Raw genomic sequence first — 14,829 nt, 5'->3', positions numbered from 1 at the left:
TTCAGACTGGTAGGTTAAGAATTATTCGCATTTAGATCTAGACTCCGCGGCTGGGTGACGGTGGTGTCACCTCTACATGGAGAACTCGATGACGCACCCCTTCCTCATGACCGCCTGCGCCTTTGCTGCCTGCCTGGCATTGGGAGACGCACGCGCCCAGGAAGCGGCAGCCTCTGCCCAGCCCGCGCCCTCCACTGCGAACGCTGCCGCAGCCGCGGCTGCCACAGCGAGCACCGCAGGCACTGGCACCAGCGCCAGCGGCGCCGCCACCCGCACGGCGGACGGCTCGCTGGACCGGATTTACGTGCAGGTCAAGCGCGAAACGCGGCTGTCCAAGGGTGCGGTCGGCCTGCCGATCGCCATCAAGGACACGCCGCAGTCCATCAGCACCCTGGACAAGGACGACATGGCCAACTTCGGCCTGACCGGTGCCAATGACGCCCTGAAGCTGGCCACCGGCGTCAATGTCGATCAGTACGAGACCAACCGCGCCACCTTCAATTCGCGCGGCTTCGAAGTGCAGCTCACCCAGATCGACGGTGTCGGCATGACCAATGACTGGGGCACTGTCGTTGGCCAGCAGGACACCTACCTGTTCGAACGCATCGAGCTGATCCGCGGCGCCAACGGCATGCTGACGGGTGTGGGCAATGCCTCCGGCACCATCAACTACATCCGCAAGCGTCCGACCAATGTGGACGGCGGCGAAGTGAACCTGACCTACGGCCAGTGGGGCCAGCTGCGCGGCGCGCTGGACTACAACAAGGTGCTGACGCAAGACGGCCGCTGGGCCGGTCGACTGGTGGTTGTGCATGAGGACAAGGATTCCTATCTGCGTGCACTGAACGACAAGCGCTCCACCGTTTACGGCGTGGTCGATGGCCAGATTGGCCGGGCCGGCACCCTGACCTTCGGCGTCTCGCTGAACGACTCGAAGCAGCACTCGCCGATGTGGGGATCGCTCATCGTGAAGCGCGTGGACGGCACCCAGGCCGAATTCGATCAGTCCGCCTCCACCTCGGTCGATTGGACCTACTGGAACACGAAGTCGCAAAGCGCATTCGTTGAATACACCCACGAGCTGGCCAAGGGCTGGGAGCTGAAGGCGACCTCCAACTTCCGCCACAACGAAGAGAACACCAAGCTGCTGTATGCCTACACCAATGGCGGCGGGCTGAATCTCGACAACACTGGTCTGTATGGCTGGCCCTATCACGCGTCCACCAGGACCAACAACCGCCTGTTCGACCTCAGCGTCAGCGGTGCGTTCAACGCCATGGGCCGTGCCCATTCGACGATGTTCGGCATCAGCCGCTCCACGCAGACCACCAGCACCGACCTCTTCGCTGCGCCGGCTGCTCAGATGTATCTGCCACTGCCCGCCTTCCCGTATGGCGGCGACGCCTATACCGAGCCGACCTGGGGCGCCCGGACCTTCGACCGCAGCGGTGAACAGACGCTGACCCGCCTGTACGGCGTCGTTCGACTGTCCCTGTCGGAGAACCTCAAAACCATCCTGGGCGTGAATGCGATCAAGCTGGAGCGTGAAGGGTCGTCGGCTTATGGCAATGCCGCCAATGCCGTCAACTATCCGGACACCAAAAAGACCACCCCCTACGCCGGCCTGACCTACGACTTCACACCCGATGTGATGGGCTATGTGTCCTACTCCACCATCTTCCAGAACCAGGACCAGACGGACGCCAACAAGAACTACCTGGATCCGGTCAAAGGCAAGAACGTGGAAGTGGGGGTGAAGTCCGAGTGGCTGAACAAGCAGCTGCTGACCACCTTTGCGCTCTTCAAGGCCGAGCAGCTCGGCCTGGCCACCTATGCGGGCGATCTGGCCGACAAGACGGCGTTCTATGTGCCGAAGGATGTGCGGTCCAAGGGCTTTGAATTCGAAGCGACCGGCCGGCTGAGCCGCGACAGCAAGATGACCGTCGGCTACACCCGGCTGATCCTGACTGGTCCGGATGGCAATGCCATCTACAACTGGGTGCCGCGCACCACCATCAATGCCGTGTTTGACACCCGCATGGACACGGTGCCGGGTCTGCGTCTGGGCGTGGCCGGACGCTGGCAGTCGGTCGTTGTAGGACCGAATGCGACGCAAGGGGCCTACATGGTCGCAGACGCCTTCGCGAGCTATGACCTGAACGACAAGACGTCGATCCGTCTGAACGTCAACAACTTGCTGGACAAGAAGTACCTGCGGGGCATCGCCTACGGTGCCATCTATGGCGCCCCGCGCAATGCCGCCGTGACGCTGAACTACAAGCTCTGAGCGGGTTGATGGCGGAAACGCCGTCGCCACTCCGTCGGGGTGGTCCGGAATGCCCGCCTGAAATGAAGTCGCAGGGATTCGGCAGAGCCGAATCCCGCCAGCGTGCCGACCTCCTCGATGGACCGGTCACTGCGCTCGAGCAGTTGCTGCGCAAACTGCAGCCGTTCCGTCAGCAGCCATTTGAGCACCGTCGTTCCAGTCAGCGCCTTGAACTGCCGCGTGAAGCTTCGGCGGCTCATGAAGGCCTCGGCCGCGAGGCTGTCCACATCGTGAGCCTCGTGCAGGCGTGAGCGCACCGAGTCGAACAGACCCGTCAAACGGCTCCCGCCCTCTCTGGCTGGCACCGGCTGCTCGATGAACTGCGCCTGCCCGCCTTCCCGGTGCGGCGGAATCACCAGCCGCCGCGCCGCCTGATTGGCCCGGTCGCTCCCCAGACGCTGGCGCACGATCTGCAGGCAGGCATCCAGCCCGGCTGCGGTGCCGGCGGACGTCATGACGCGATCGCTCTCGATATACAGCACATCGGCATTCACCGTGACGGCCGGAAAACGCGCCGCCATGTCCTGCGCATATTGCCAATGGGTCGTGGCCGTGCGGCCCTCCAGCAGCCCCGCCTCGGCCAGCACATGAGCGCCCAGACACAGGCCCACGACATAGGCGCCGTCGGCATGGGCTTTGCGCAGCGCCCGAAGCAGGCGTTCCGGCGGTCGCTCATCGACATCACGCCAGCTCGGCACCACGACGATGTCGATGTCCTTGAGCGCATTCAGCGACTTCAGGCCGGTGATGCTGTAGCCCGCGCGGGTGCGCAAGGGTTCTGGGTCAGCCCGCAGCAGTCGCAGCTCAAACGGATTGGCGTCCGTGAGTGATTCCCCAAACACCACGCCGGGAATGGCGAGATGAAAGGGACTGATGCCGTCGAAGGCAATGACGGCCACGCGGATGCGCGCCTGGACAGAAGGTGATGAACTCATGCGCGACGGTCCTTGGCAGGATCGATCCTGCCCATATTGGCCCGATCTTACCGGTGAACGGAATTCGGGCCACTGGCCGCGAAGGCTCCAGCTGCGAAGAATGCGGTCATGTTCTCACCAGGAGTTCTTCCATGAGTGCCACCGCCCACGTCACCGCCCAAACCACTGCCTCGCCCACCGCCCCGGCCACCGGGTCAGCAACATCTCCCGCGACCCCACCGTCAAACCGCCCGGCCTTGATCGTGATCGACCTGCAGAACGACTACTTCCCTGAGGGAGCGTTCCCGCTGGCCGATACCGACGCCGCGCTGGCCGCCGTGCTGCGCGCCATCGCGCAGGCGCACCAGTTGCAGATGCCGGTCGTCCTCGTGCAGCATCTCGCCGACCCGTCGCGCGGCACCGCGCCCTTCTTCAACGAAGGCACCGAGGGCGCCGCGCTGCATCCCGCCGTCCGCGCCGCAGCGCCGGATGCGCCGGTCATCGTGAAGCGATTTGCAGACAGCTTCGAACGCACGCCACTTCATGAGACCTTGCAGCGGCTCGGCGTCGATGCGTTGGTGCTGTGCGGCATGATGACCCACAACTGCGTCACCCACACGGCGCTGTCCCGTCAGGCAGATCACTACCGGTCCATCACGGTGCTGAAGGATGCGTGCAGTACGGTGAGCCCGCTGATGAACGCGATTGCGCTCAATGCGTTGTCGACGCGTGTGACGCTTGCCGAGGTGGATCACCGCTCCCTACAGGTGGCTCGAACCGGCTGACCGCCAAGGTGGCTGCTGAGGTCGCCGCAAAAGGCCGGCGCAGAAGGCCGGCGCAAAAGGCCGCGACGAGCGGTTGCGCGGCGGTCTCGTCGCCTCCCTTGCAGTCAGGTCGGGTGAGGTGACTGGGGGGAGCATCGCCATGCTCCTCGCTCGCGTACATCGTGCAACAACGTGCACAAACGCGAATCCTCTGGCATCATAGAGCGGTAAATCGCTCCTGATGCCATGACTGCACCCGACCTTCCCCGCGCCCGCCGTGACCTCATTGCGGACCGCCTCGCCGCCGGCCAGCCCGTGGTGGCAGCCGAGCTGGCGGCTGAATTCGCCCTGTCGGAAGACGCGATCCGCCGTGATCTGCGCGCTCTGGCGGCGCAGGGTCTGTGCCGCCGTGTCTATGGGGGCGCCATCCCGATTCCCAGCCACGACCGCCCCATCACGGCGCGTCTGCATGAGCATCCCGAGCGCAAGACCGCCCTCGCCCGCGCCGGCGCAGCACTCGTCCAACCCGGCGAGCTGGTCTTCCTCGACAGCGGCAGCACCCACGTCACGATGATCGAACATCTGCCGGAGGATGCCGACCTCACCATCGCCACCAATGGCGTGGACGTCGCCGCCGCCGCGTTGCGGCGTCAGGACCTGCGGCTGCTGCTCATCGGCGGGCAGGTCGACCCGCACCTGGGCGGCAGCGTCGATGCGGCAGCGGTGCACAGCCTCCAGCAACTGCGCATCGACCGCTGCTTTGTCGGCGTCTGCGGCCTCACTGTCGAAGACGGCGCCATGGCCACCCACTTCAACGAAGTCGTCTTCAAACGCACCCTGGTGGCCCGCAGCCGCCAGCGCACCGCCCTGCTCTCCAGCGACAAGCTCGGCGCGCCGGTGCACTACCCCTTCGCGGCCCTGTCCGAGCTGCACACCGTGGTGATCGAGCATGACGCCGATGACCGACTGATTCGCCCGCTGCGCGACGGCGGTCTTCACATCCTTCAGGCGGAGTCTCTCTGATGAGCGTCACTTCCCAAGCCGGGCCCACGGGCGCTGATGGCAGCTCTTCGCACGCCGCTTCCGGCCCGATCCCGCCCGAGAGCGAGCGCAGCGACGCCGCCCACAACGACCGTCCGGAAAACCGCCTCGCCGTCCGGCTGGCCTTTCTGGTGGCCGGTTTCGGCGTGGCCTGCTGGGCGCCGCTGGTGCCCTTCGCCCGTCATCGCCTCGCCATTGACGAAGGCGCACTCGGCGCGCTGCTGCTGTGCCTGGGACTGGGCTCCGTCTCGGCCATGGTCATGGCCGGCATGATCAGCGCCCGCTACGGCACCAAGGCCCTGATCGTCGCCAGTGGCCTGGGCATGGCGCTGGTGCTGCCGCTGCTGTCCGTCCTGTCGACGCCGCTCACGCTGGGTGTGGCCCTGGCCGTCTTTGGCGCGTGCCTGGGCTCGCTGGACGTGGCGATGAACGTCAATGCGGTGGAAGTGGAAAAGCAGAGCCGCCGGCCGCTGATGTCCGGGTTTCATGCGCTCTACAGCGTGGGTGGCTTCGCCGGTGCGGGTTTCATGACGCTGCTGCTGTCACTGGACTTCGAGCCACTGCACGCCACCTTGCTGGGCGGAGTGCTGATGGCGGCCGCCATGCTGATGGCCTGGCCCTATTTGCTCATCACCGCCAGCGCCAGCCACGGACCACTGTTCGTCGCGCCGCGCGGCATCGTGCTGCTGCTGGCGGCACTGGCCGGCGTGACCTTCCTGGTTGAAGGCGCGGTTCTGGATTGGAGCGCCCTGCTCATGACCAGCACGAATCTGGTCTCCACCGCCCACGGCGGACTCGGTTTCATGCTGTTCTCCGTCGCGATGACGGTGGGCCGCTTCACCGGCGATGCGCTGGTCTCCCGGCTGGGTGACCGCACCACGCTGATCGCCGGCGGTCTGCTCGGCGCGCTCGGGGTGGCAGTGGTCATCCTCGCGCCGGTGGCGGCACTGGCCGCCGTCGGCTTCGTGATGGTGGGCCTGGGCGCTTCCAACCTGGTGCCGGTGCTGTTCCGCCGTGCCGGCCAGCAAAGCGCGATGCCACCGGCCTTTGCGGTGGCTGCGGTAACCACCACCGGTTATGCCGGCGTGCTGCTCGGCCCGGCGCTGATCGGTTTCATCGCCCAGGGCGTGGGACTCTCCACCGCTTTCTGGCTGCTGGCCGGACTGCTGTGCCTGGTGCCCGTCAGCGCAGGCCGGGTGGCGCGCGCCCCTTAACCTCGTCCCAGCACACTGAGCAACGAAGCCAGGTCGTAAGGCTTGCGGACCACCGGATAGCCTTCTTCGCTCGCGCTCTGAGCCACGTCGCTGTAGCCGGTCACCAGCACCACCCGCACATCCGGCCGGCGTGCCTTGATCCGCCGTGCCAGCTCCACGCCGTTGACGCCACCCGGCATCACGATGTCGGAGATCAGCACATCCGGCACCAGGCCTTCGTCCATCAGCCGCAGCGCCTCATGCGCATCCTGCGCGGCGCGGACCGCAAAGCCGCCGGCGGCCAGCAACTGCTGCGAGGCGTCGCGAACGTCGTCGTTGTCGTCGACCAGCAGGATGACTTCACCGGCCTGGATCGGCGATGAGGTCGCGGCGCCTGCCATCGCCGGACCCAGACCCGATGGGCGGGCCTTCCGGCCCTGCCCATCGGCTGCGCTGCCGCCCTCCTCGGTCACGCCGCTCGCTGCAGCGCCGATGGCCACCGCAGCGAGCGGAAACACCAGCGTCATCCGCGTCCCCTGCCCCAGCCGGCTGTCTACCTCCACCTGGCCCCCACTGGCCTTGGCAAAACCGTAGACCTGCGCCAGGCCCAGGCCGGTGCCCTTGCCCGGCTCCTTGGTGGTGAAGAAGGGCTCGAAGATGCGCTCCATCACCTCCGGCCGGATCCCGGCGCCGCGGTCCTTCACCGTCAGCATCACGGCGGACGGTCCGTCCGGGGTGGCATCCACATTCGCACGCAGCTCAATCACGCCGCCGTCCGGCATGGCGTCGCGCGCATTCGTCATCAGATTGGTCAGCGCGATTTCCAGCTCCAGCGGATCCAGCGCCAGGTCAGGAAGATCCGGCGCCAGATCCAGCTTCACCGAATAACGTCCGTCCAGCAGCGGCCGTACCGAATCAACGATGTCGGTCACCGCCGTGGCCAGATGCAGCGGCTGGGCATTCATCCGCCGACGGCCGGACAACAGCGTCAGCTGCCGCGTCATCGCTTCGGCCTTGCGGACATTGCGCCGAATCACTTCCACGTCGGCGTCCGCCAGAGCACCCGCACGACGGTGCAGGATGGACAGCCGCCCGGTAATGACCTGCAGGATGTTGTTCAGATCGTGGGACAGCCCCGCGCCCAATTGCCCCACCGCTTCCATCTTCTTGGCCTGGGCGAGTTTGGCCTCGGCACTTTCACGGCGATGGATTTCCGCCTGCAGGTCATCGGTGCGGGCCTTGAGCACACCGACTGTCTCCGCCAGGTGCCGTTGCAGGCGCCGGAAATGCTGAGCCAGCAGCAGCAGCAGCACGGCACTGGCAACCAACCCTTCCACCCGCGTCGTGTACCAAGCCAGCGTGTAGCGTCCGCCGCTGTAGGTGCTGAGCCAGACACCGGCCGCCTCGGCGGTCAGCACAAACATCAGCCAGACAAAGATCGACCGGTGATGAAGTTCGCGCAGCCAGATGAGGCCGATGGCCACCACCGCGATGATCGCCGCGATATAAGACCCGTAGACGGTGAACGCACTGAATCGTTGCTGGGGGCCGGCAGTGTCCATCGCGGCGACGTCGGTCCACTGCGCCGCAAAAAACACGGCGGCGACGGCGAGCACAGCGACGAATGTGGGCATCCGGCTGGCTGCGGCGCTCTGGGTGCGCTCCGGCAGGCCCTCGACGAGCACTGCCCAGAGGATGAAGAGCGGAAAACCGGCCCGCCAGGTGATGAAGACGAGGCTCGCCGCATGGGACGAGCCAATGACCGCGCCCTCAATAAACACCGCGCCCGGAAAACACAGCACGTGCAGCACCGCCATCAAGCCGCCGTACAGGTACGCGGCGGCGATCACGGCATGAGAACGGGGTTGATGGGAGGCCGAAATCAGCAACCAGAAGGTCGCCAGATCGATCATTGCAATCGCGGCGCCATACATGCCGCTGACGTGCGGCAAGACGATCAGCGGCTGGGCGGCATGGGGGAAGACGATGGCGACGAACGCCAGCAACAGGAGCGACAGCCCGATGGCCAGTCGAAGTTGCGATCGACTCGCAACCTCCTCGACAACCTCCGGGTAGGGCATGGATCCTGACTCCTCGTTGCATTAAATGCGGCCGACGATTGTCGCAGTGTCGTCTGCGGTCGCGGCTCACACAGCGCCGGCATTCGGCAACAGTGTGCGAGGAAAACCCTGTTGGAGGTCAGTCGGCGGGGCTCAATGCGGTTTCGCGCTGCCCTTGAAGCGCAGGCTGTCCTGATAAGCGGCCGGCACCAGCGATCTGCGGACATTGGCCAGCGCCGCAATGATGCGGTCACTCGCCACGCCCTGATCCTGCAGACGACGCGCAGCATGCAGCAGCACCAGATCCTGGAAGGTGAAGCGGTTGCCCGCGCTGGAATCCAGCAGATCGGTATCCAGCAGTGAATCGATCACCTGCTCCGGAATGCCGGCCATGTGAACGGCTTGCGACTTGCTGAAGGGGGCGAGGGCTTTGTCCATGTATGTGCTCCTGTGTTGAGTCCAACGTTATCCATCGGGGCACTCGCCGGCTGCGGGTCTTCACCGGGCTTTGATGTAGGACGAAGCGCCACGCCGGAGGTGCACGCGTGGTGGCGCTGAAGGGCGGCGATTCGAGCTTCGTGTGTCACCACGTTTTGTCACCACGACTCAGGGTTTCCCCTCGCGACCTTTTTCACCCAATTCCCGAAAGTGGTATCCAAGCGGTGGTCTTCAATCAATTTTTCGTAATACCAGTTTGATTCCACCGACGACGGTGTCGCTCGATGCAAGCGCATTCAGCGACTTTCCGGGTGGCTGCGCCACCTCGCTGGACTTCAACTCTGGAACTGCCCATGACCCCGCACCGACGTTCCCTTTCACGCCCCGCTCGCGGCCTGGCCCACCCGCTGCGCGCACTGGTTGCCGTCAGCGCCGCCGCATTCAGCCTGCAGGTGGCCGCACAGACGGCGGCCTGGAAACCGGACACCTACTACACCGCTGGCACGGTGGTGAGCTACAACGGTCAGCTCTACCGGGCCAACGTCAACCAGACCGACTACAGCAGCACCGGCTGGAATCCGACGAATGCGTCGTTGTGGACGCTGGTCGGACCGGCGACGGGCAGTCCCTCGCCCACTCCGTCTCCGTCTCCGTCTCCGTCGCCGGCGCCGACGCCGACGCCGGTGCCAAGCCCCTCGCCTTCCCCTGCACCCGCCCCTGCACCCAATGGCACCTGGAGTGCCACCACCGCTTATCCGGGCGGCGCCATCGTGAGCGAGGGCGGCGTGCTGTATCGCGCCAACTGGTGGACCCAGGGCGACCGGCCGTCCACCCACAACGGCCCGAGCGGCTCCGGCCAGCCATGGACGATCTACAGCGGCGCGCCGGCACCAGGCCCGTCGCCATCGCCATCGCCATCGCCATCGCCATCGCCATCGCCCTCACCATCACCATCACCGTCGCCGGCACCTTCACCGGCCCCCACGCCGGCGCCTGCTCCCGGTCCGGCCCCTGCCCCGGGCGCCCATCAGTTGATCGGCTACTGGCACAACTTCACCAACCCCTCGGGCCCGACCTTCCCCATCAGCGAGGTGTCGGCCGACTATGACGTCATCGTTGTGGCATTCGCCGACGACGCGGGCAACGGCAACATCGCCTTCAACCTGGACAGCGGCGCTGGCGGCGAGGCCCGCTTCATCGCGGATGTCGCGGCCGCACGGGCCAAAGGCAAGAAGGTGGTGCTGTCCTTCGGCGGCCAGAACGGCACGGTGACGCTGAACAACGCCACACAGGTCAGCAACTTCGTGACCAGCGTGGAAGCCATCATGCGGCGCTACGGTTTCGACGGCATCGACATCGACCTCGAAAGCGGCGCCGGCGTCACCTCCGGGGCTGCGGTACAGACCAACCTCGTGACCGCGGTGAAGCAGCTCAAGGCCCGCATCGGCAGCGGCTTCTACCTGTCGATGGCGCCCGAGCATCCCTACGTGCAGGGCGGCTACGTGGCCTATGGCGGCATCTGGGGCGCGTATCTGCCGATCATCGACGGCCTGCGCGACGAGCTGAACGTCCTGCACGTCCAGTACTACAACAACGGCGCGGTCTACACCCCCTACGCCACCAATGGATTGGCAGAAGGCAGCGCCGACATGCTGGTGGCGACCAGCCGCATGCTGATCGAGGGCTTCACCACCAACAATGGCACTGGGCCCTATGTGTTCCGTGGCTTGCGGCCGGATCAGGTGGCCTTCGGTCTGCCGTCAGGGCCCTCCTCCGCCAACAGCGGACAGGCAAGCCTGGCGACGATCAACGCGGCGTTGAATTGCCTGACCCGGTTGACGCAGTGCGGCGCCATCAAGCCGCCGGTGGCCTATCCGACGCTGCGCGGGGTGATGACCTGGTCCATCAACTGGGACCGGCATGACGGCTCGACCTTCTCCAAGGGCGTGCGGTCGTCGTTGAACTCGCTGCCCTAAGGCAGCGGGCGAGTGCCGCAGTACCGCAGGTCCATGGGTTTTGGTGCGGCGGTGCAGTGGGGCATTCCGGAGAGCAGCAGGCCCGGCGCTTCAAGGCGCTGGGTCACTGCTCACCCCGCGCTGCAGCTTGCCTGCGGCCAGCGTGCCGCCACCGCGGCCACTGCATCACTCAGGGACGCCACCAGACGCTGCTGCGCCTGCACCACCGCGCCGACATCGGCGCCCGCCGGCTGACTGAGCTCGGTGTGGCAGCTGACGCGGCGCTCCTGGTGGGTGGACTGCACGATGGTCCAGTCCGCCGCCAGATGCACCTGCTCGCCGGGCCACGCTTCAAACCGGCGTATCTGCACCTTGATGCGCAGCACATCTCGGCCAGCGGGCGCGCTCAGTCCATTCACGTCCTGGGTGCCGAGCCGGCGGGACAACTGCGCGGACAAAGCCCCCCGCAGTTCCTGACTCAGCGGCGACGACCAGCGCGCCTGCTCCAGCACCACCACTGCGCTGTCGCTCTTGCGGATGACGAGCTGCGGCTGGTCCAGCGATTCCGGAAGGCCGACCGGCATCACGTCGATCCACCAGGCTGGGCCAGCAGGGCCAGCAGGGCCGGCAGACGCGGCAGACGCGGCAGACGCTGAGCCTGTCGCATTGGAGGGCGCCACGCCGGCCGTGCTTGCGGTGCTTGCCGTGCCTGCCGTGCTTGCCGTGGCAGGCCTCGTGGCGGGGCTCGCCGTCGTCGTGCCACTCACGCCGGAGCCTGTGATCCCGGGTTCATTGAGCGGCTTCGGCGGCGGCGTCAGCGTGTAGTAGGACGTCACGGGGGGCGAGCCGCACGCCGTCAGCAGCGATGCGGCGCCGAGGGCGCCCATCAGCACCGCGCGCTTCTCGCGTCGTCCCAAAGCATTGAACAAAGCGGTCATGGCTGCCGGGCCTCCTGAGCTGTGGCGGGACGCTGCGGTGCGGGGACGGCCGCACTGGCCGGAGACATCGAGGATGTCGGCAAAGGCCCATCCGCCGGACGCCCGCGGATCAGCGATTCGGGATGGCGCGACAGCATGTCGGTCAAACTGCGCAGCGACCGCGCCGAGCGCTCGACCTCCCGCAGCGTCGCGGAAAGGTCCTGCTGCAGATGGGAGTCTTCGCCCACCGCGCCGCCGACCGCACTGAGGGTGCGCTGCGCCTGCTGGAAGGTTGCGGTCGCTTCGGGCAGCACCTGGCCGTTCACTTGGTTGAGCGTCTGATGGAAAGTGACCAAGGTGCCGTTGAGCTCCAGCAGGCTGTTGTTCAGGTTGTTGGCCACCTGCTCCATCGGCAGCTTCTCGATCTTGTCGAGAATGTGCACCACCTGCTCGGGAATCTGATCCACCTTCTTGTCGATGGTCGGAATCTGCAGAGGGCTCTGCAGCGCCATCGTCATCTTCGGCTGACCGGGATAGAACTCGAGCGAGATGTAGCGCTGCCCGGTCAGCAGGTTGCTGGTGCGGGCCTCGGCGCGCAGGCCGTTCTCGACGAGGTTCTTCACGAACTGCATCGTCACCGATTCCGGATCACCCTCCTTCACCGGCACATGCTGCATGGCCGCGTCCAGACGGTGCGGGAAGATCTCCGCACTGACAACCGCAGGAAAGCGCTTGCGCACCGGGTCGAAATCCAGCGTGACGCCGGTCACGCGGCCGATGTTCAGGCCCAGGAACTCCACCGGCGCGCCGACCGTCAGCCCCCGCAGGGACTGATCGAAACGGAATCGCGCATATTGAGGCGGACCATCCGCCCGCGCCATCGCCGTCTGCTCGTCATTGGCCAGCATGTAGGTGGTACGCGCCGCGCTCAGCGGGTTCGGATCGTCCATCGGCGTGGCGAAGGCAATGCCGCCGGCCACGATGGTCGCCACCGACTGCGTATTGAGCTTCAACCCGTCGGCGCCCAGCGAGATGTCCAGGCCGCTGGCGTTCCAGAACCGGGTGTTGCTGTTGACGAAGCGGTCGTACGGGGCGTCCACAAAGATCTGCAGATCGACGCCGGTGCCCCGCTCATTGAGCTTGTAGGTCGCCACACGGCCCACCTGCACGCGCCTGAAATAGACGGGCGATCCGATGTCCAGCGAGCCCAGGTCGGTCGCACGCAGCATGAAGGTTTTGCCCGGCATGCCGTTGATGACAGCGGGCGGTTCTTCCAGCCCCTTGAAGTCGTGCTGAGGTTCTTCGGACTTGCCGGTGTCCACGCCGATGTAGGCGCCGGAGAGCAAGGTGTCCACGCCAGACACACCGCCCGCGCCGATGCGGGGCCGCACCACCCAGAAGCGCGAATCGGTGCGTGCCAGGCCGGCGGCGCTGTGCGTCAGCTTGACGGTGGCCAGCACGTGGGTGCGGTCGGGGCTGAGCGTGATGTCGCGCACGCTGCCGACGGTCACGTCCTTGTATTTGACCGGGGTCTTGCCGGCCTCCAGGCCGGCGGCGGTCTGGAAGCTGATGACAATCTCCGGACCTTCATTGCTCCAGCTTCTCGCGAAGATGGACAGGGCCACGATGGCGGCCACGGCCGGCACGATCCAAACCAGCGAGACGCCACGCCGTCGCCGCACCGCGGGTGTGCTCACCCGGGGCACGTCCAGCGGGTCGGGCCCGGGCGACACCGGAGCGTCCGGCGGGGTTCCTGATGCACGCGCCGGAGAGGCCTCCGATGGCGGCTGCGGCCGCGGCGGCTGCTGCGGGGGAGGCGGCGGTGTGGGGTCGTCAGCGGGAGGATTCATTCGTTGTCTCGGCGTCCCAGATCAGGCGAGGGTCGAAGCTCATGGCGGAGAGCATGGTCAGAATCACGACCATGCCGAAGAAGAGGATGCCGATGCGGGGCTCGATGTCGCTGAGCTGGCGGAATTTGACCAGCGCGGCCACCAGGGCAACGACGACGACGTCCAGCATCGACCAATAACCGATCAGCTCCACGAAGCGGTAGAGGCGGCTGCGCTCGGCCTGGGCCCAGGTGCTGCGCCGCTGCGTCGTGACGAGCAGCACCGCCATGGCGACGAACTTGGTGCACGGCACGGCAACGCTGGCGATGAAGATGATGAGCGCAATGTCCCAGGCGCCTGAGCGCCAGAACTCGATCACGCCGTTCATGATGGTGCTCTCGGAACGCTGGCCCAGCATCTGGGTGAACATCACCGGATAGAGGTTGGCCGGCACATAGAGGATCAGGGCGGCGATCAGCAGCGCCCAGGCGCGGATGATGCTGTTGGGCTTGCGGTGATGCATGGGCGCGCCGCACCTGGGGCAGGCCTGCGAATCGAACATGCCGCGGCGGGTGCTGACCTGCCCACAGCTGTGGCAGCCGATGAGGCCCAGCTCGTGGGCGCGCGGGCGATGGACCTGGGTGGTCGGCGGCTCAGCCAAGGCGGCCTCCTGCGGCCGCGCCGTCGTCGGCCAGGCCTTCTTCACGCGCGAGTGCGGGCTCGTCCACCAGGTCCCACAGCCAATGCATGTCCCGGCTCGCAATGACCGCCAACAGAATGGTCAGCACCCCCATGGCCCAGGTGCCGGCGCCCAGCGTCACGGAGACGACGTCGGAGAGTTTGATCATCGACACCAGGATGCCCAGCAGGCAGACCTCCACCATGCTCCAGGGGCGCAGGCCCACCAGCAGGCGCATCATCAGTTCAAACGCAGGAGGACGCTGACCGGCGCGCGCGTGACCGAGCACCCAGAGCAGCGCGCTGATCTGCAACAGCGGCACGATGATGAGCGTGAGCGCCATGGGTACGGCGATGGGCGCGGTGGGACGCTGCGCCAGCGCGATGATCGCGCCCCAGACGGTGGCCTCGTTGTGGGCGCCCTGGAAATTGATCAGGACGACCGGGCGCAGGTTGGCGATGAGGAAGGTGATGGCGGCGGCCACGGTGAGCGCCAGCCACTGATCCAGGCTCAGCCGGTTCGCGCGCAGCAGCACCGCGCCACAGACCTCACAGCGCGCCACCTCATGGCCGGAGAGATGCGGCCGGCGATACAGCGTGTCGCAGTGCTCGCAGGCGAAATAGTGGCGATAAGGGCGGGGATCAGAACCCATGGGGGCACGCAAGGCAAAAGGCGTGCCGATGATAGGGCTTGGAAAAGAAAAAGGCCTGAAT

At 66.3% G+C, this 14,829-nt stretch carries 12 protein-coding genes; 5 read left to right on the top strand and 7 right to left on the bottom strand.

The window, feature by feature from the left end:
• Positions 1–88 precede the first annotated feature (88 nt).
• Entirely contained in the window at positions 89–2,287 is a 2,199-nt protein-coding gene (locus FHS28_RS20350) for a TonB-dependent siderophore receptor (RefSeq protein WP_088453660.1), read from the top strand.
• On the opposite strand, the gene FHS28_RS20345 is transcribed toward FHS28_RS20350, so the two are convergent.
• On the bottom strand, positions 2,275–3,261 hold the full coding sequence (locus FHS28_RS20345; RefSeq protein ID WP_088453659.1) for a helix-turn-helix domain-containing protein: 987 nt from the start codon (positions 3,259–3,261) through the stop codon (positions 2,275–2,277). The two genes, FHS28_RS20350 and FHS28_RS20345, sit on opposite strands and share 13 nt — an antisense overlap.
• 242 nt (positions 3,262–3,503) lie before the next feature.
• On the opposite strand from FHS28_RS20345, the gene FHS28_RS20340 reads away from it, so the two are divergent.
• The 3 genes from FHS28_RS20340 (at position 3,504) to FHS28_RS20330 (ending at position 6,259) form a co-directional block, all read left to right on the top strand.
• On the top strand, positions 3,504–4,025 hold the full coding sequence (locus tag FHS28_RS20340) for a cysteine hydrolase family protein (protein ID WP_310736836.1): 522 nt from the start codon (positions 3,504–3,506) through the stop codon (positions 4,023–4,025).
• Between the two features lie 225 nt (positions 4,026–4,250).
• Positions 4,251–5,027, top strand: coding sequence for a DeoR/GlpR family DNA-binding transcription regulator (locus tag FHS28_RS20335; protein WP_088453657.1), 777 nt, complete (start codon positions 4,251–4,253; stop codon positions 5,025–5,027).
• The gene (locus FHS28_RS20330) at positions 5,027–6,259 is read left to right on the top strand and encodes an MFS transporter (RefSeq protein WP_246410394.1); all 1,233 of its coding nucleotides are present in this window, start codon (positions 5,027–5,029) and stop codon (positions 6,257–6,259) included. The genes FHS28_RS20335 and FHS28_RS20330 overlap by 1 nt, the downstream gene beginning before the upstream one ends.
• Here the strand turns inward: FHS28_RS20330 and FHS28_RS20325 are convergent.
• Both FHS28_RS20325 and FHS28_RS20320 read right to left on the bottom strand, forming a co-directional pair.
• The gene (locus FHS28_RS20325; protein WP_088453656.1) at positions 6,256–8,319 is read right to left on the bottom strand and encodes an ATP-binding protein; all 2,064 of its coding nucleotides are present in this window, start codon (positions 8,317–8,319) and stop codon (positions 6,256–6,258) included. The genes FHS28_RS20330 and FHS28_RS20325 overlap by 4 nt on opposite strands.
• Positions 8,320–8,451: 132 nt before the next feature.
• A complete protein-coding gene (locus FHS28_RS20320) occupies positions 8,452–8,736 on the bottom strand; it encodes a hypothetical protein (protein WP_088453655.1) in 285 nt (94 codons plus the stop codon).
• 353 nt (positions 8,737–9,089) lie between these two features.
• Here FHS28_RS20320 and FHS28_RS24685 point away from each other — a divergent pair, with 353 nt between their 5' ends.
• The gene (locus tag FHS28_RS24685) at positions 9,090–10,712 is read left to right on the top strand and encodes a chitinase (protein ID WP_088453654.1); all 1,623 of its coding nucleotides are present in this window, start codon (positions 9,090–9,092) and stop codon (positions 10,710–10,712) included.
• Between the two features lie 110 nt (positions 10,713–10,822).
• On the opposite strand, the gene FHS28_RS20310 is transcribed toward FHS28_RS24685, so the two are convergent.
• The 4 genes from FHS28_RS20310 to FHS28_RS20295 are packed head-to-tail and all read right to left on the bottom strand — an operon-like array spanning position 10,823 to position 14,768.
• Positions 10,823–11,629 (bottom strand): PqiC family protein, encoded by an 807-nt coding sequence (locus FHS28_RS20310; RefSeq protein ID WP_088453653.1) that lies wholly within the window; start codon positions 11,627–11,629, stop codon positions 10,823–10,825.
• The gene (locus FHS28_RS20305; protein WP_088453652.1) at positions 11,626–13,458 is read right to left on the bottom strand and encodes a PqiB family protein; all 1,833 of its coding nucleotides are present in this window, start codon (positions 13,456–13,458) and stop codon (positions 11,626–11,628) included. Before FHS28_RS20305 ends, FHS28_RS20310 begins: the two co-directional genes overlap by 4 nt.
• Positions 13,442–14,098: a paraquat-inducible protein A gene (locus FHS28_RS20300; protein ID WP_246410393.1), complete on the bottom strand. Its 657-nt coding sequence runs from the start codon at positions 14,096–14,098 to the stop codon at positions 13,442–13,444. Before FHS28_RS20300 ends, FHS28_RS20305 begins: the two co-directional genes overlap by 17 nt.
• Positions 14,091–14,768 carry a paraquat-inducible protein A gene (locus FHS28_RS20295; protein WP_088453651.1) on the bottom strand — a complete coding sequence of 226 codons (678 nt, stop codon included), beginning with the start codon at positions 14,766–14,768 and terminating at the stop codon, positions 14,091–14,093. Before FHS28_RS20295 ends, FHS28_RS20300 begins: the two co-directional genes overlap by 8 nt.
• Positions 14,769–14,829 lie beyond the last annotated feature (61 nt).

Source organism: Roseateles terrae, assembly GCF_014192155.1.
Lineage (GTDB): Bacteria > Pseudomonadota > Gammaproteobacteria > Burkholderiales > Burkholderiaceae_C > Roseateles > Roseateles terrae.
This window is presented reverse-complemented; position numbering and strand designations above follow the sequence as displayed.